Genomic DNA, 18,058 nt, shown 5'->3' on the forward strand with positions numbered 1-18,058 from the left:
TCGACTCACTGCGTTCGCTGAGTAAGTGATTCACCCCAAATCAAAGATTTGGGTTCTCTACTTAATAGAAAGAAGGTATTGTAAATGGCTAAAATAATGATTCAAGGTACAGCTTCTTCTGTAGGAAAAAGTATACTAGTTACTGCATTATGTAGAATATTTAAACAAGATGGGTATTCGGTATGTCCATATAAGTCACAAAATATGTCTCTTAATTCATATATAACTTTGGATGGAAAAGAGATGGGGCGTGCTCAAGTTTTACAAGCTTATGCTGCGGGACTTGAACCAGAGGTATATATGAATCCTATTCTACTAAAACCTACTACAGATAAAAATTGTCAAATAATTTTTAATGGAGAAGTTTATGGTTACTCCAATGCAAAGGAATACCACAATTTAAAAGTTAAATTTAAGGATGATTTAAAGTCTGCTTTTGAAAAATTAGAAAATCAATTTGATATTATTGTTATGGAAGGGGCGGGAAGTCCAGCAGAAATAAACTTAAGAGACAACGATATTGTTAACATGGGGATGGCTGAACTAATAGATGCACCTGTTTTACTTGTAGGTGATATCGATAAAGGAGGCGTATTTGCTTCTTTACTAGGTACTATTATGCTCCTTAGTGATAGTGAGAAGGACAGAGTTAAGGGAACTATTATAAATAAGTTTAGAGGAGATATATCCTTACTTAAACCTGGAGTAGATAGTTTAGAGGAGTTAACTCATAGGGATTGCTTAGGGGTTGTTCCATATTTTAAATTAGACTTAGAGGATGAAGATGGAGCTGTTGACCTTAATAAAAATATCACAGATAAAATTGATATAGCTATTATAAGGTTACCGCATATATCAAACTTTACTGATTTTGATGCGTTATCTATAGAACCAGATGTTTCTGTAAGATATGTGGAAACTGTAGCTGAATTTAAAACTCCTGATTTAGTTATAATTCCTGGAACTAAAAATACCCTAGGGGATTTAGAGTATTTAAAAAAATCAGGTTTATATAACAAAATTAGAGAATATGAAGTTAATGGAAAAATCATAGGTATTTGTGGAGGATATCAAATGCTAGGGAAGGTATTAGAGGATCCTTATGGAGTTGAAACTACACTAGAGTCTATGGAAGGATTAGATATTTTACCTATAAAAACAGTTTTTGAAGAGAAAAAGATTACTACTAGAGTTAATGGTATCATAGCAAAGGATTTAATAAACAATGATACACCTTTAAGTATTTATGGATATGAAATACACATGGGAAAAACTACGCTTTTGGATGATGGTAAAAGCCTTATTAACATAAATAAGAGCAATAATGAAGAAGCTAATCATTTAGATGGAGTAGTAAATAATAAAGGAAATGTTATGGGAACGTATATTCATGGTATTTTTGATGGGGTTGAGTTTAGACAACACATTATTAATGGATTAAGAAGAGACAAGGGAATTGAAGAGAAGGTTTCTATGGCTTATGAGCACTTAAGAGAAAAGGAGTTAGATAAACTAGCTGACCTTGTAAGAGCTTCTATAGATATGAATAAAATATATAAAATAATGGGCTTAAATAGATAGTGGGAGAAGTTATCATGATTAATTTTCATATATCCTTAAATATACTTTGTGTATCTTTAGCAGTTATTTTAGACTTTATTTTAGGTGATCCTAATTGGCTACCACATCCGATTATATATATAGGAAAACTAATTGGAGCTATAGAAAAGTGGCTAAGAAAATATTTCCCTAATAATATTAAATTGAAGTGGGCTTCTTTATTTATGGTGTTTATGGTTTGTATAATTACATACACTATTCCATATTTATTACTTAAGCTATCTGTAATAAATAATATTGTTTTTATAGTAGTTAATACTTTAATAATATGGACAACACTTGCTGCTAAGAGTCTTCATGCAGCCGGAATTCAGGTCTATAATGCTCTTGTTCAGGATGATATAAAAGAAGCTAGGGTTAAGCTTTCATATATTGTAGGTCGAGATACAACTTCTTTAAGTAAGGATGAAATAATTAGAGGTGATGTAGAAACTATAGCCGAAAATACTTCTGATGGTATAATTGCACCTATAATTTATGCCATCATAGGAGGGGCACCCCTTGCTATGATGTATAAAGGAATTAACACTATGGATTCTATGGTAGGGTACTTAAATGAAAAATATAAGAATATAGGTTTTTTTCCAGCAAATGTTGATGATATATTTAATTTTATTCCTGCTAGACTAACTGGAGTATTAATGTGTCTTACAGCATGGGTAGTTAAGGGAAGGATAATTGAATCCTTTAAGATTATGATTAGAGACAGAAAGAATCATAAAAGTCCTAATTGTGCATATCCTGAGGGAGCTACTGCTGGAGCCTTATCTATTCAATTAGGTGGTGCTAATACCTACTTTGGAGAAATAGTAGAAAAACCAACTATTGGAGATGCTACAGAAGCTTTAAGTTATAGGCACATTAAGAAATCTATAATACTAATGTATAGTAGTGAAATTTTACTAATAATATTAAGTTTAGCATCTGTAATTATACTTTAGTTAAAGGTGAGTGTTTATATATACTTGCACATATTAAGATGAAAGGTGGTATATATATTTTGAAACATGGAGGAGATATATATACTGAAGGTACTTTAATTGGAAGAAAACTTTTAGACTTTAGCTCAAATGTAAATCCTATATCCATATCTAAGGATTTTAAGGAAAATATAGGAGAAGCTTTAGAAAAGGTACCTCTGTATCCAGATATAAAATATAGAGAATTAAAAAATAACCTATTAAATTATTTATTTAAAAGCAATGAGTATTTTAATGGAAATGCCTATGGTAAAGAGTATTTTAATAGCATAGGTATTGAAAATATTATAGTAGGAAATGGAGCAGCTGAAATTTTAGATTTAGTTATAAGCTACTTGAATTCTATAACCATAGTTGCTCCTTCCTTTGTAGAATACGAAGATTTTAGTAAAAAACATAAATTGAATATCAATTATTCTTTTTTAAACGAGTTTATGGAATATGATTATGAAGATATTTTCACACAGATACAAAATACTGAGGGGTTAATAATAGCTAATCCCAATAATCCAAATGGTTGTATTATTGATCATTGTAAATTTAAAAACATATTAGATTATTGTGAAGCTCATAATAAATTAGTGATTATTGATGAAGCGTTTATAGAGTTTGTATTAGATAATAATAAGAGTATAATTAATTATATACATAATTATAGTTGTATTGTAATTGTTAGAGCTATAACAAAATTTTTCTCCATGGCAGGAGTTCGTTTGGGCTATGCCATAAGTAGAAATAATAAATTACTAGATTTCATTATTTGTAATCAAAATCCTTGGACAGTAAATTGTTTTGCAGAAATTGCTGCTAAGTATGCATTATTTGATGAAAAGTTTATAGATGAAAGTAAAAATTGGTTGATATCTGAAAGAAGATTTATGAAAAAAGCTTTGAATGATATAAATATTATACAAAAGGTGTATGAAAGCAAGGGTAATTATTTTCTTTGTAAGATAAACGGAATTACAAGCTCAGAACTTTTAAAACAGCTTATGGAAAAGGGTATTTTGATTAGAAATTGTAATAACTATACTGGTCTTAATGATAGTTTTGTAAGGGTAGCTATAAAAACTAGAGATATGAATGAAACTATTATAAAAGCCTTAAGTGAAATTAGTAAATAAATAAATATTAAAATAAAGGATAGGATTCTCATGGATAGTTTTAATGATTCCGTATTTATTTCATTGAATGGTATGAATACTAAAGTTTTAATATTAGGAGGAGGAAAAAGTGCTTTAATAAAAGCTAAAACTCTTTTAAATAGTAAGTTTGTGGTTCATTGCATCTCAGAACAGTTTACAGATGAATTTAAATTGTTAGATGGTGCTTATGGTAATTTGAAACTTCTAGATAAAACTTTTACTAATGAGTTATTGGAGGATTATCATTTAATTGTAATTTGTACAAATGATTCTAAATTCAACGAAAATATTAGGAATATATGCAACAGTAAAAATAAAATTTTTATTGATACTACTCTTCCGGAGAATTCTAAAGCTGTTCTTTGTGCTACAGGAAGAAGTGAAAATATTGCTTTGGGGCTTCGAATTAAAGGAAAAAATCCTAAAGCATCGGTTTTTTTATGCAATAAGGCAAAGGAGTATCTTCAGAACTTTGACAATTATATAGAATTTATAACTCATATTAGAAATAATGTAACAACTTTAAATAATAAAAGTGAAATTCTAAATTTTATATGTTCTGAAGATTTTCTTTTCTTCTTTAACCATGGATACCATATTGAGATTTTGCAATTATTTTATTCAGATTTAATAAATGAATGGGTATAGATTTAAATTATACAATGAATGGAGGAGTAGAATTGAATTTAAAATTAGCTACACGAAAAAGTAAGCTTGCTCAAGTTCAAACTGATTATGTAATGGATTTGGTTGAAGAGCTACATAATATAAAATGTGAAAAGGTACTTACAGATACTTTAGGAGATAAAAGACTTGATGTAACATTAGATAAAATAGGTGGAAAGGGAGTCTTTATAAAAGAGTTAGAAAAATTAATGATTGATGGAAAAGCACATGGAGGAGTCCATAGTATGAAGGATGTACCCTATGAGCTACCAGATGGTTTCTATATTGCTGCTACACCAATAAGAGAAGATGTAAGGGATGCCTTTGTTTCTATGAATGGTGTTTCATTTTTTCATTTGCCTAAGGGGGCTAGAGTTGGTACTAGTAGTAAAAGAAGAAGTGAGCAAATTCTTCTTTTAAGACCAGACATTGAAATAGTTCCTGTAAGAGGTAATGTTCAAACAAGAATTGATAAGATTGAAAATGAAAACTTAGACGGAATAGTATTAGCAGCTGCTGGATTAAAGAGATTAGGATTAGAAGGAATTATTACAAATTATTTTGAAACAAATGAAATAATTCCTGCTATTGCACAAGGAGCTTTAGGTATAGAAATTCATGAGAGTTGTGAATATGCAGATGAATTAAGGGCTCTAGATAATGAGGAAGTTAGAATTTGCGTAGAAGCTGAAAGAAGTTTTATGAGAGAGTTAAAGGGTGATTGTCATTCTACTATTGGTGCATATGCTTCTATAGAAGATGATGTAATGACTATTATGGGTATATATGAAGTCAATGGTAAGTTAGTAAAAGACACTATAATGGGAAATAAAGAAGAATATTTAAACTTAGGAAAAAAATTATCACAAGTTATCTTAAATAAGTAGATATTTAATAGGAGGATTTATGGGAAAGGTTTATTTAATTGGAGGTGGTCCAGGATCACCAGACTTAATAACATTAAGAGCTATAAAGGTTTTAAGAGAATGTACAGCTATACTTTATGACAGATTATCTGGTTCTGAAATATTAAAATATGTAAATAGAGATGCAAAACTTTATTATTGTGGAAAAGAGCCAGGATGTCACTATAAAACTCAGGAAGAGATTAATGATACCTTAGTTAAATTAGCAAAAGAAGGACATATTGTTGGAAGAATTAAAGGTGGAGATCCATACATATTTGGTCGTGGTGGTGAAGAAGCTTTAGCTCTAATAGATGAAAATATTGATTTTGAAGTAGTGCCAGGTATAACTTCACCTATTGCAGCACTCAATTATGGTGGCATACCTGTAACCCATAGGAAAATTGCCCAAAGTTTTCATGTCTTTACGGCTAAAAGTGCAGCTGGTTTAAACTTAGATTTTGAAACTATAGCTAAATTAAAGGGTACTTTAATTTTTATGATGGGTTATGAACAATTAGGAGGCATTTGCAACGGTCTTATTACTGCTGGATTAGGAGAAGAAACTCCAGTAGCTCTTGTAATGAGTGGAACTACCTCTAATCAAAAGAAAGCAGTAGGAACTTTAAAAGATATAACTGAAATAGCAAAGGAAAAGGGCATATCAAATCCATCTATCATTGTAGTGGGAGAAGTAGTTAAATTCAATGATAAGTTGAATTGGTTTGAGAAGTTACCTCTATTCGGAAGAAATATTTGCATAACTAGGAGTAAAGCTCAAAGCAGGGAAATTATTGATGAACTATCTAAATTAGGAGCCTCAGTTACAGAAATAAATTCTATTGCAATAGAACCTAATCCTGAAAGTATTAAAGCTATTGAAAATAAATTAGAAGACTATAAGTATATATTATTAACTAGTATTAATGGAGTTGAAATGCTATTTAATGCATTATACCATAACAGTATAGATATAAGAAAAATTAAAGGTGAGTTTGTTTCTATAGGAGATGCTACTACTAAAGCTTTAAAAGCTAAGGGAATAATTCCAACTTTAACAGCAGAGGAATTTACAGGTGAAGGTTTATTTAAAGCTATAGAATTAAAGGTTTCCTCAGGAGATAAAATATTAATTCCACGCTCCAAAAAGGGGAGAGACTATATTGTAAATGAACTTCGAAATATTGGAGCTGAGGTAGATGATATACCAGTATATGACACAGTTATTGGTAAAAACCCTAATTTAGTTTCTTTTGATAATTGTGATACAGTTGTATTTACTAGTCCTAGCACCGTAGAAAATATGATTACTTTAGTTGGAATAGATAAAGTAAAAGAAAAATCAATTATATCAATAGGGCCTATTACTTCAAAGGCATTAAATATTCATCAATTATCCTATACACAATGCGATAAAATTGGAACTCAAGGTATTATAGATACCTTAATAAAATAAATTTTTTTAAAGACTGAAAGGTAGGTGTATCATGGCCTTGCATTAATAGGCCATGTTTATTATGTTCAAAAGATATAGAAGATTAAGAGAAACTAGTGCAATAAGAGATATGGTACGTGAAACTATTTTAAATAGTAATGATTTTATATACCCAATTTTTGTGGTTGAAGGAGAAAATATTAAAGAAGAGATTCCATCTCTAGTAGGGAATTACCACTGGTCTTTAGATAGATTACCAGAAGTTATAGATGAAGTTATTGCTACAGGAGTAAAAGGTATAATCTTATTTGGACTTCCGGATGAGAAGGATGAAATTGCTTCTTCAGCTTTCTGTGAAGAGGGTATAGTTCAAAGAGCAATAAGAAAAGTCAAAGAAATCTCTAAGGAATTATTTGTTATTACAGATGTATGCATGTGTCAATACACTTCTCACGGTCATTGTGGAGTTATTAAAAATGAGAGAGTAGATAATGATGAAACCTTAAAGTACTTAGCTAAAATTGCACTTTCTCATGCTAAAGCTGGAGCTGACATGATTGCACCTTCAGATATGATGGATGGTAGAGTTAAAGCCATAAGAGATATCTTAGATGAAAACGGATTTCAGCATATATCTATAATGAGTTATAGTGCTAAATATAGTTCTGCTATGTATGGTCCTTTTAGAGCAGCTGCAAATTCAGCTCCTCAATTTGGAGATAGAAGTAGCTATCAAATGGATCCTGCCAATGGGAAGGAAGCTATGAGAGAAATCACAGCTGATGTTGAAGAAGGAGCTGATATAGTAATGGTTAAACCAGCTATATTATATTTAGACATAATAAAAGAGGCCAGTATGACTTTTAATATGCCTATAGCTGCCTACAATGTCAGTGGGGAATATGCTATGATAAAAAATGCAGGAGAAAATGGATTAATTGATGAAAAAAGAGCTGCTCTTGAAATGTTAACTTCAATAAAAAGAGCTGGTGCTAAATTAATTATCACTTACTATGCATTAGAAGCAAGTAAATGGATTAAAGAATAAATAGATTTAACATAAAAACTCATTGTAATAAAACAATGGGTTTTTTTATACCACAATAACTAGAAATGAGAATTTGGATATTTGGTATAATGAATAATTTGAAAATAAAATTCATATTTATAAATTATATCATTGAATGTATAAAATTTTAGCAGTATAATAGGTTTAGATGTTTATTAGTAGAAAATAGGGGTGAATATGGATGAATATTAAAGAAAAAATTGAAAGCCTAAGAAGGGCTATGAAGGAAAATCAATTATCAGCTTACATTATTCCTAGTTTTGATTCTCATCAAAGTGAATATGTAGCTGAATACTTCAAAGCTAGAGCATGGATTTCTGGCTTTACAGGTTCAGCAGGAACTGTAGTGGTAACTCTTAATAGAGCAATACTATGGGCAGATGGTCGTTATTATATTCAAGCTGAAAAGCAACTATCTGGTACAGGAATAGAGCTTTTTAAAATGGGACAACCTAAGGTTCCTACTTTCACAGAATTTCTAAAAAAAGAACTTAATCCAGGAGATATAGTTGGTTTTGATGGTTCTGTAATGCCTATTGGAATATATAAAACTATGACAGAAACATTTAAAAGCAGAAAAATAAAAATAAATCCAGAAAAGGATTTAATATCTCCAATTTGGAGTGATAGGCCAGCTATGCCTAATACAAAGGTGTTTCTTCATGATGTTAAATTTGCAGGTAAATCAGCATCAGAAAAACTTGCTATTATTCGTGAAAAGATGGAGGAAATAGGGGCTGAATATTACGTATTAAGTGCCTTAGATGATATCGCTTGGACATTAAATATTAGAGGAAATGATGTAGAAAGCAGTCCTGTAACAATATCTTATTTATTAATTAGCATGGATTCTGTTAAGTTTTTCATAGATAATAATAAATTAACTGATGAAGTTATATCCAATCTAAAGGCTTCTTCTATAGATATATTAAAGTATAATGAGATATTCGATAACTTAAAAGAACTTAAAGATACATCTGTATTACTTGATCCAAATAAAACTAATGTGAAAATTCTTACCTCATTAAATGAATCTATCTCTAAAATCGAAAAAAGAAATATAACTACAGATTTAAAAGCTATAAAGAATGAAGTTGAAAGAAGTAACTTTATAAACTGTACTATAAAAGATGGAGTTGCTATGGTTAAGTTTATAAAGTACTTAAAAGAAAATGTAGATAAAGAAGAGATCTCTGAGATGTCAGCCACAGATACTCTAATTAAATTGAGAAGTGAACAAGAGTATTTTGTTGAACCAAGTTTTTCAACTATAGCAGCATATAAAGAGCATGCTGCTATGATGCATTATTCTGCTACACCAGAAAGTAATTATACTTTAAAGCCAGAAGGGTTATTCTTAGTGGATTCAGGTGGACAATATTATGATGGAACTACAGATATAACAAGAACCATAGTGCTAGGTGAATTGACCGAAGAAGAAAGAAGAGACTTTACTCTTGTAGTTAAGAGTAATTTAGCTTTAACTATGGCTAAGTTCTTATATGGGGCTACTGGATCTAATTTAGATATTATTGCAAGAACACCACTTTGGGAAGCAGGAATTGACTATAAATGTGGAACTGGTCATGGAGTTGGATTCTTCCTTAATGTTCATGAAGGACCACAAAACTTCTCACAAGTTCCTAATACAGTAGTATTTGAAGAAGGAATGAATGTTACAAATGAACCTGGTGTATATAAAGAAGGTAAGCATGGTATTAGAATAGAGAATTTACTATTTGTTACTAAAGACAATGAAACAGAATATGGGGGACAATTTATGAAGTTTGATGTAGCTACCTATTGTCCTATAGATTTAGATGGTATAAAAATAGATATGCTTACAGAAAAGGAAAAATTATTCTTAAATAATTATCATAAAGAAGTATATAAATTGTTATCACCTTATCTAAATACAGAAGAAAAAGAATTTTTGAAGAAAGAAACTAGAGAAGTTTAAACTTATATTACAAATTATTGTTTCATAACAAAACAAAAATCATCTCTACATAATAGGGATGATTTTTATTATAGCATTTTAATATTATAGCATTTTAACTATTCCTGATATTATAATTAGTAACATACCTATAAACAAATAACTGAACATATTAGAATCACGGTTCATGGCAATACCTCCAAACTTACTGGTGTTTATATGTACACTTATAATATATACGCTATATGGGGAGAAAAAATACCTAATTAAATAATATAAAAAAATATAATATTTTACTATAATGTGATATAATTATACTTAATACACATGCATATAATAATTTATATATGTTTGTTAATATTATTTAAATTTGAGAGGTGATATTTAATGGATTTAAACTGGATTTGGTTTGGATTACTTATTTTTGTAATAGTTGTAGATATAACTACAAGTAGTTTTACCTTTTCATGGTTAGGGTTAGGATTTATTCCTGCTTTTATTGCAGGATATTTTGTAGACTTTACTACACAAATATGGATTGCTTTAATACTAGGAACTATTGCAATTATATTTGGATTAAAGGTGTCTAAAAAATATATTAACGTAAATCTACCAACTGAAAAACCATTGGTTGGCAAGTATGAAGATAGAGAGTTTGTATCTGAAGTTAAATTAGAAAGTAATAGGGAATGTAGAATAAAAGTTAACGAAGTTTATTGGACAGCTAGAAATATAGGTGAAGATATAAATATTGGGGATACTTTTAAAGTGTTAAAAATTGAAAATAATAAATTGATAATTAAAAAAGGAGTGATTTAAATGGAATTAGTAATTGGTGTTTTAGTCATACTATTTGTAGTTCTAATCATCATAATTTCAGCAGTTAAAGTAGTTAACACTGGTTATAACTATGTTATGGAAAGGTTTGGTCAATTTTATAAGGTATTAGAACCTGGATGGCATTTAACAATACCTTTTGTGGACTTTATTAGGAAGAAGGTATCTGTTAAACAACAAATACTAGATATACCACCACAAAACGTAATAACTAAAGATAATGTTAATATTTCTGTAGATAACGTTATATTTTATCAAGTTCTAAGTGCAAAGGATGCGGTTTATAACATAGAAAACTATGTTCAAGGTATAATGTATTCTACTATAACTAATATGAGAAATATTTTAGGTGATATGACTCTAGACGAAGTATTAGCAGGAAGAGACCTTATAAACTCAAAATTATTACAAATCGTTGATAATATTACTGATGCTTATGGAATTAAGCTATTGTCTGTAGAAATAAAGAATATTGTACCTCCATCAGAAATTCAACAAGCTATGGAAAAACAAATGAGAGCTGAAAGAGATAAGAGGGCGATGATTCTTCAAGCAGAAGGAGCAAGACAATCAGAAATTGAAAAAGCTGAAGGAGAAAAGCGAAGTAAAATACTTGCTGCTGAAGCTGAAAAAGAAGCTAATATAAGAAGAGCAGAAGGATTAAAAGAATCACAATTACTTGAGGCAGAAGGTAAAGCAAAAGCTATTGAAAAAATTTCAGAAGCAGACGCTGAAGCAATAAGAAGAGTAAATGAAGCTATAATTCAATCAGGAACTAATGAAACTGTTATAGCTTTAAAACAAGTTGAAGCTCTTAAAGAAATGGCTAATAATCCAGCTAACAAGCTTATATTACCAAATGAAACACTATCTTCCCTTGGAAGTATAGCAGCTATTGGTGAAATGTTGAAAAATAATAAATAGTAATAAAACAAAGCATTAGGATACAACCTAATGCTTTGTTTTATACATAAATAATTACAATATCTATATTTAAATGTTGAAATTATTAAATAAATATTGTAAAAAATCCTATATTAGCATATACTCTTAATACAGTGAAATGAGAAAGTTAATATAAATATATAATTTAAAAGGTAGGTGAAAATTTTATGAATAATTTAGATATTGATTTAGACTTAATGTTAGAGCTTAGCTTATCAGAAACAAGAGGCGAAGGGGAATGTTATTTAAACTTGAATGATGGTGAATTTTCTTATATTCCTCAAAGTATTATAGAAGCATTAAAAGATGAATCTAAATTTGATAAACTTGAAAGTTGGGAAAAGGAATTAGCTACAGAAGCAGAAGATGTTACTATGAACTATAGTGATAATTATCTTTATATTCCACTAATAGATGAAAGTATATTAGTGAATTCCATGAAAAGCTACTTAGATACTTTAACTCCTAATGACAAAAATGAAATTTATAGTAAGGTTGATTGGTCGAATCCTCTATTAACTTTTAATAGAGTTTTAATTAATAAAGACAAATTAGATGAGTTTTATACCTTTAGAGATGAATTTTTAATTAATTATTTAATAGATTGGTTAAGAGAGAATAATATAAGTGTAGTTAAATAGTTTTATAACACAAATAAAAAATGTGGCATGCGCCACATTACTAACGGTAAAACCTATAAAACGTAAAAATCTATACTTTTCTATACATTAAAAAAAGACGTAGAATTCTTATGGGAATTCTACGTCTTTAATCTTAATCTAGAAAAGGAGTTTCTTTTTCTATATATACTTTATGCCAAATTAAGAATATAAGTATTGTCCAAATCTTTCTACTTAAGTCAAATGGACCTTTTCTATGATCTTCTACTAATTTAATAGCAGCAGCTTTATTTACAAATTCATCTGCGTTACTATTTTTTATTATGTCTATAGCCCATTGATAAAGTTCATCCTTAAGCCATAATCTTATTGGAACTGGGTATCCCAGTTTTTTTCTATCTAGAGCAGTTAAGAATGGTAATTCTGATTTAAAAGACTCTCTTAATAAGTATTTTGTTACATGACCATTGATTTTTTCATCTGCAGTGAGCTTTGAAGCAACTTTAAACACTTCTTTATCTAAGAATGGTACCCTAAGCTCTAAAGAGTGAGCCATAGTCATTCTATCAGCTTTAACAAGGATATCTCCTGTAAGCCATGTATTAAAATCTACAAACTGCATTTGAGTAATAGGGTCATACTGAGCAGCTCTATCATAGATATCATTCATAGATCGCTTAATTGTATATTTTGACTCATACTTATTAAGTATTCCTTCTTTTTCATCATCTAAGAAGATTTTTGCATTACCCACATAACGCTCTCTCATAGGAGTACAGCCTCTATCAATAAAGCTTTTTCCTCTTGTTCCTTCTGGTATAAGGGATGCACCAGATTTTAAGGCTTTCTTTAAGAAGCCAGGTACATAATCAAACATTTTTAACGAATTAGGTTCATGGTAAATAGTATATCCACCAAATACCTCGTCAGCGCCTTCTCCAGATAAAATAACTGTAACATGCTTAGCTGCTTCTTTTGCTATAAAATAAAGTGGTATAGCTGCAGGGTCTGCTACTGGTTCATCCATATGCCAAATTATTTTAGGTAATTCATTGGCAAATTCTTCATAAGAAACTATTTTACTTATGTTTTCTAGCCCTAGTTTATCAGCTGATTCTCTAGCTAAATCAATTTCACTATATCCATTTCGGTCAAAACCTATGGTAAAGGTCTTTAAGTCCGGCATGTGTTTTTTTGCTAAAGCAGTTACTACAGTAGAATCAATCCCACCTGATAAGAAAGATGCAACAGGAACCTCAGATTGCATATGCAGTTCAACGGAATCTTCTATGGCCTTACGAATTTCTTCCATCTTTTCATCTTTAGGTCCTGGAGTAGGGTTAAACTTGATCGAATAATAGCAACTTATTTCATGAGCTTTACCTAATTCTTTCTTTATAATATGACCTGGTTTTAGAACCTTTATATCCTTTAGTAAAGTTTTAGGTTCAGGTACAAATTGGAATGTAAGATAGTCATGAAGTGCTCCATTATCAATATCAACACAGTCGCTATCTGGATTAGCATGAAAACTCTTAAGCTCAGAAGCTACATAAAGTCCAGTTTCATTTTCTGTATAATAAAATGGCTTTATTCCAAATGGATCTCTTCCACCTAAGAATACTTTTTTCTTTCTATCCCAAATAATAAATGAGAACATTCCTCTAAGTTTCTCAACAAACTTATCTCCTAAGTGAGTATATAATGTAGCTATTACTTCTACCTCTGAGTTAGTAGTAAAACTATAGCCTTCTTTTATTAATTCATCTCTTAAAGATATATAATTATATATTTCTCCATTAAAAACTATTTCTAATTCATCCTTATAGGAGTAGGGTTGAATTCCATTTGCCAAATCAAGAATACTTAGCCTTTTAAAACCTAAATAAACATTTTCGTCCATATACTCTCCATCTTGAGTTGGTCCTCTATGTTTAATAACTTCTCTCATATTACGAAGAGTTTCTTTCTTTTCTTCTAGTATTTTAGAATTGCTAAAAAACGTTACAAATCCGCACATCGATAATCCTCCTTAGTGTTTATACACATAAAAATATTTTACAATATATATCTATCTTAATCAATATATTCATTATTATATAATTAGTAGTACCTAACTATTATTTCTATCACATAGTATACCATATTTCTACATGAAAAGTTATATAAGTTGGATAACTTTTCAACCTGTATAAGAACTTTAAAATGGTTGTAATAAAATGTAAAAATAATCAGATAATTATTTTATGGAAAAAAAAGGTAATTAAATATTGTAATAGAATAATAATAATAGAATCAATATGGTATTAATTAAGGGGAGAGAGATTATGAGTAATTGTTGCGGTAAAAATATCTGTTTTTATTATTATGGAGAGGATCATTTGGTGATTAATCTATATAAATACATAAAACAGCAAATAGAAAATAATAACTATGTTTATCTTTATGTAGATGAAGATATATATAAATTACTTACTAATAATTTAGATTCAAATGAAAGATTAATGATAGAAAATATTAAGATGAGTAGTATATTAATGTCATCATATAATGAAAATATAAACTCTACGATGATTTCAAAGTTTCTTAGAGATCTTAAAGGCAAAGCTTTAAATTCAGGATTTTGGGGAGGGTGCTTTATAATAGATGGTGCTAAGATATTAAATAATACTTGCAATACAATATTTCAAGAATTTATTAAAGCTTTATCTAATATATGCGAAGAGGAACGTATAGATATATTGACATGCTATGACTTTTTAGATTATGTAAATAGAGGAAAAACTATTACTGAAGACATTATGAGAGACTCTTATAAATACCATGATTATAGGATGTTTGGAAATGAAATTTTACCAATAGAATCCTTTCAAGTAGAGAGTAATATAGTATAGAAAAATTTAGCTATTACGTTCTCTTATAGGTAATAAAGTTCTATAGAAAAGAGTGATAAATAAGTCTATTGACACACATAAAGGCTATGATATTATATAATTATAAATGACATTGAAATTATTTATAATTAATGTCATAAAGATTTAATTATATCTAGATAATAGTTAGTATATATAGAAAAGAGGAAGAAAATATGTCAATAGTTAATATAAGTGATAAAGCTACTACTGAATTCTTACAATTTTTAAAGGATAATGAAGTTACCACAGATACAGTAAGGATTCATTTTGCAGGTATGGGTTGTGGTGGTGCTGTATTTAATCTAGTTTTAGATGAGAAAAAAGATAATGATAATATAGAAGTAGTAGAAGGACTTACATTTTTAGTAGATAAGGGAGTTACTGAGCAATTTGGTGAATTAACAATTCTTTCTGCAGATGAAAATGGTAGAGGTGGGTTCTCCATAGAACCAGAAAAAAAACCAGAAGGTGGCGGTTGTGCTGGTTGCACAAGCTGCGGATAAATTTAATAAATAATAATTATATTACTGAAAGTGCAGTGTTAAACTTGTTTAATATTGCACTTTTTTTAGTATGTATATTTATTTCAAATAAAATCTATTAATAAATCCAATGATAAATACAATTGACATTCATAGTAATATTTATTAGTGTAATAAATATGTAGATTCATTGACACAATAGTAATGTATCTATAAAACTGAAAAGGAAAAGAGGTAAAAATTATGTCAACAGTTAAAATAAGTGATAAAGCTACCGTTGAATTCTTACAATTTTTAAAAGATAATGAAGTTACAGCAGATACCGTAAGAATTCATTTTGCAGGTATGGGATGAGGCGGCCCATCATTTAATCTAGTTTTAGATGAAAAAAAAGATACTGATAACACAGAAGTAGTAGAAGGACTTACATTCTTAGTAGATAAGTCTGTTACTGAGCAATTTGGAGCTCTTACTATTCTTTCAGGTGAAGAGAATGGTAGAGGTGGATTTTCTATAGAGCCTGAAAAGCAAGCAGAAGGTGGCGGATGCTCAAGTTGTAGCAGCTGCGGCTAATGAATAAGTAAAATCTTATATTAAAATAAAAGTGCTATGCTAATTTTATTTAGCATTGCACTTTTATTTTAATATACTTATTTCCATCTATAGAAAACATATTTGAGTATAAAACTTTTCATATTGTTTAAACTAATGGTGATAAATAAGTAGGAGGGAAATATTATGGCAAAAGCAGGAATGAGAAGACCAGATCCAAAAGATTCACATGGTACAGAAAGTAATAAACATAATCACTTTCCTAAAAATGAAGTTCATCCAGTACCAGAACTTCAAGGAAGGGCTAAAACTTCAGATAAAAAATCTAAGCCAATTAGCTATGATGGAAAATGGTAAAATAATGTGTGAATAAAATAAAGTACACATTATGGTAGTAATTAAAATTTAAAAGAAGTAATAAGCAGCACTTACTTAAATAAAGAGTAGGTGCTTTTATTATGGTTAGATTACATGGTTTTAAGGATTAATCATTACTTACTAGACTTTCTTTTTATATCTTTTATATGCTATAATACTATAGAAATTCAAAAGGAAAAATGGAGGAAATAGTAAATGAATGAAAGTAATAAGATTGATATATATGGTCTAAATAAAAATTTAAAATACTTTATAGAAACATGGGGCTGTCAAATGAATGAAGAGGACTCTGAAAAATTATCTGGTGGATTAAAACCATTAGGATATGTAAGAACTGACTCTAAAGAAGAAGCGGATATAATAATCTTTAATACATGTTGTGTTAGGGAAAATGCTGAGCAAAAGGTAGATGGAAACTTAGGGGCTTTAAAAAAACTAAAAAAAGAGAACCCTAATAAGGTTATTGCTGTTACAGGTTGCATGATGCAACAAGAGGGAATGGCAGACAAAATAATAGGTAAGTTTCCTTTTGTAGACATAATTATAGGAACTCATAATGCTTATAAGTTTACAGAATATCTTGGAAGAGCTTTAGGTGGCGAAAGACCTATAGTAGAAATTTGGGATAAAGAAGCAGATATAATAGAGGGAGCTCCTATTGATAGAGCAAGTACTATAAAAGGCTTTGTTACAATAATGTATGGTTGTAACAACTTCTGTACTTATTGTATAGTTCCCCATGTAAGAGGACGTGAAAGAAGTAGAAACTCTGCTGAAATAATAAAAGAGATAGAGAGTATGGTTAAAGAGGGATATAAAGAAATCACCCTTCTTGGACAAAATGTTAATTCCTATGGTAAGGGATTAGACGAAAATATTAACTTTGCAGAACTTTTAAGAAGAATAAATGAAGTAGATGGTATTGAGAGAGTGAAATTTATGACTTCTCATCCAAAGGACTTAAGTGATGAGGTAATTGATGTAATTGCAGCTGGAGATAAGTTATGTGAATCTATTCATCTTCCAGTACAATCTGGATCATCAAGAATATTAAAAAAGATGAACAGACACTATACTAGAGAGCAGTATTTAGAATCAATTAGAAAAATTAAAGAAAGAATTCCTAATGTAGCATTAACTACGGATATAATAGTAGGTTTCCCAGGAGAAACTGAGGAGGATTTTGAAGATACTTTAAGTCTGATTAAAGAAGTTGAGTATGATTCTGCCTTTACCTTCTTATATTCTAGAAGGGGTGGCACTCCTGCAGACTTAATGTTTGACCAAGTAGATGAAAAAGTTAAAAAAGATAGATTTAATAGATTAGTTGAAGTCGTTAATGAAATTTCTGCTAAGAAAAATAAGCTTTATGATGGAAAAATTGTTGAAGTTCTTGTAGAAGGTGAAAGTAAAAGTGATGATACAAAATTAACCGGAAGGACAAGAACAAGTAAATTAGTTAATTTTACTGGTAATAAAGAAAGTATAGGTAAGTTAGTTAATGTTAGAATCATAAAAGCAAATTCTTTTTCATTAATAGGAGAAGAAGTATAAAAGCGACTTTGTCGCT

The 18,058-nt window shown here is 29.5% G+C and carries 16 protein-coding genes; 15 read left to right on the plus strand and 1 reads right to left on the minus strand.

What is annotated here, in order from left to right:
- Positions 1-84: 84 nt before the first annotated feature.
- The 11 genes from B3J31_RS07860 to B3J31_RS07910 all read left to right on the plus strand — a co-directional run bounded on the left by B3J31_RS07860 (position 85) and on the right by B3J31_RS07910 (position 12,182).
- Positions 85-1,581, plus strand: a complete 1,497-nt coding sequence (locus B3J31_RS07860; protein WP_346867259.1) for a cobyric acid synthase — start codon at positions 85-87, stop codon at positions 1,579-1,581.
- Positions 1,582-1,598: 17 nt separating this feature from the next.
- On the plus strand, positions 1,599-2,561 hold the full coding sequence (cbiB, locus tag B3J31_RS07865) for an adenosylcobinamide-phosphate synthase CbiB (protein WP_346867270.1): 963 nt from the start codon (positions 1,599-1,601) through the stop codon (positions 2,559-2,561).
- Positions 2,562-2,599: 38 nt separating this feature from the next.
- On the plus strand, positions 2,600-3,724 hold the full coding sequence (locus B3J31_RS07870; RefSeq protein WP_414632868.1) for a pyridoxal phosphate-dependent aminotransferase: 1,125 nt from the start codon (positions 2,600-2,602) through the stop codon (positions 3,722-3,724).
- Between the two features lie 30 nt (positions 3,725-3,754).
- Positions 3,755-4,393: an NAD(P)-dependent oxidoreductase gene (locus B3J31_RS07875; RefSeq protein ID WP_150845543.1), complete on the plus strand. Its 639-nt coding sequence runs from the start codon at positions 3,755-3,757 to the stop codon at positions 4,391-4,393.
- A gap of 32 nt (positions 4,394-4,425) precedes the next feature.
- Complete coding sequence (gene hemC, locus B3J31_RS07880) at positions 4,426-5,298, plus strand: hydroxymethylbilane synthase (protein WP_346867257.1); 873 nt, start codon at positions 4,426-4,428, stop codon at positions 5,296-5,298.
- Between the two features lie 19 nt (positions 5,299-5,317).
- Positions 5,318-6,772 carry a uroporphyrinogen-III C-methyltransferase gene (gene cobA, locus B3J31_RS07885; protein ID WP_150845541.1) on the plus strand — a complete coding sequence of 485 codons (1,455 nt, stop codon included), beginning with the start codon at positions 5,318-5,320 and terminating at the stop codon, positions 6,770-6,772.
- 61 nt (positions 6,773-6,833) lie between these two features.
- The gene (gene hemB / locus B3J31_RS07890; protein ID WP_150845540.1) at positions 6,834-7,799 is read left to right on the plus strand and encodes a porphobilinogen synthase; all 966 of its coding nucleotides are present in this window, start codon (positions 6,834-6,836) and stop codon (positions 7,797-7,799) included.
- A 202-nt stretch (positions 7,800-8,001) separates the two neighbouring features.
- A complete protein-coding gene (locus B3J31_RS07895) occupies positions 8,002-9,780 on the plus strand; it encodes an aminopeptidase P family N-terminal domain-containing protein (RefSeq protein ID WP_150845539.1) in 1,779 nt (592 codons plus the stop codon).
- Between the two features lie 366 nt (positions 9,781-10,146).
- Complete coding sequence (locus B3J31_RS07900) at positions 10,147-10,578, plus strand: NfeD family protein (protein ID WP_035132265.1); 432 nt, start codon at positions 10,147-10,149, stop codon at positions 10,576-10,578.
- Positions 10,579-11,520 (plus strand): SPFH domain-containing protein, encoded by a 942-nt coding sequence (locus B3J31_RS07905; protein WP_150845538.1) that lies wholly within the window; start codon positions 10,579-10,581, stop codon positions 11,518-11,520.
- Between the two features lie 188 nt (positions 11,521-11,708).
- Positions 11,709-12,182, plus strand: a complete 474-nt coding sequence (locus B3J31_RS07910) for a hypothetical protein (RefSeq protein ID WP_346867256.1) — start codon at positions 11,709-11,711, stop codon at positions 12,180-12,182.
- 133 nt (positions 12,183-12,315) lie between these two features.
- On the opposite strand, the gene asnB is transcribed toward B3J31_RS07910, so the two are convergent.
- Complete coding sequence (asnB, locus tag B3J31_RS07915) at positions 12,316-14,181, minus strand: asparagine synthase (glutamine-hydrolyzing) (RefSeq protein ID WP_346867255.1); 1,866 nt, start codon at positions 14,179-14,181, stop codon at positions 12,316-12,318.
- A gap of 307 nt (positions 14,182-14,488) precedes the next feature.
- Between asnB and B3J31_RS07920 the strand changes: the two genes are divergently transcribed.
- The 4 genes from B3J31_RS07920 (at position 14,489) to miaB (ending at position 18,042) form a co-directional block, all read left to right on the plus strand.
- Positions 14,489-15,055: an MEDS domain-containing protein gene (locus B3J31_RS07920; RefSeq protein WP_167403111.1), complete on the plus strand. Its 567-nt coding sequence runs from the start codon at positions 14,489-14,491 to the stop codon at positions 15,053-15,055.
- A gap of 194 nt (positions 15,056-15,249) precedes the next feature.
- A complete protein-coding gene (locus tag B3J31_RS07925; protein WP_150845533.1) occupies positions 15,250-15,579 on the plus strand; it encodes a HesB-like protein in 330 nt (109 codons plus the stop codon).
- 717 nt (positions 15,580-16,296) lie between these two features.
- Positions 16,297-16,467 (plus strand): hypothetical protein, encoded by a 171-nt coding sequence (locus tag B3J31_RS07930; protein ID WP_167403110.1) that lies wholly within the window; start codon positions 16,297-16,299, stop codon positions 16,465-16,467.
- Positions 16,468-16,683: 216 nt separating this feature from the next.
- Complete coding sequence (gene miaB, locus B3J31_RS07935) at positions 16,684-18,042, plus strand: tRNA (N6-isopentenyl adenosine(37)-C2)-methylthiotransferase MiaB (RefSeq protein ID WP_346867254.1); 1,359 nt, start codon at positions 16,684-16,686, stop codon at positions 18,040-18,042.
- The last annotated feature ends 16 nt before the right edge of the window (positions 18,043-18,058 follow it).

Origin of the sequence: Clostridium sp. UBA5988 (assembly GCF_002435615.1) — a bacterium.
Lineage (GTDB): Bacteria > Bacillota > Clostridia > Clostridiales > Clostridiaceae > Clostridium_J > Clostridium_J sulfidigenes.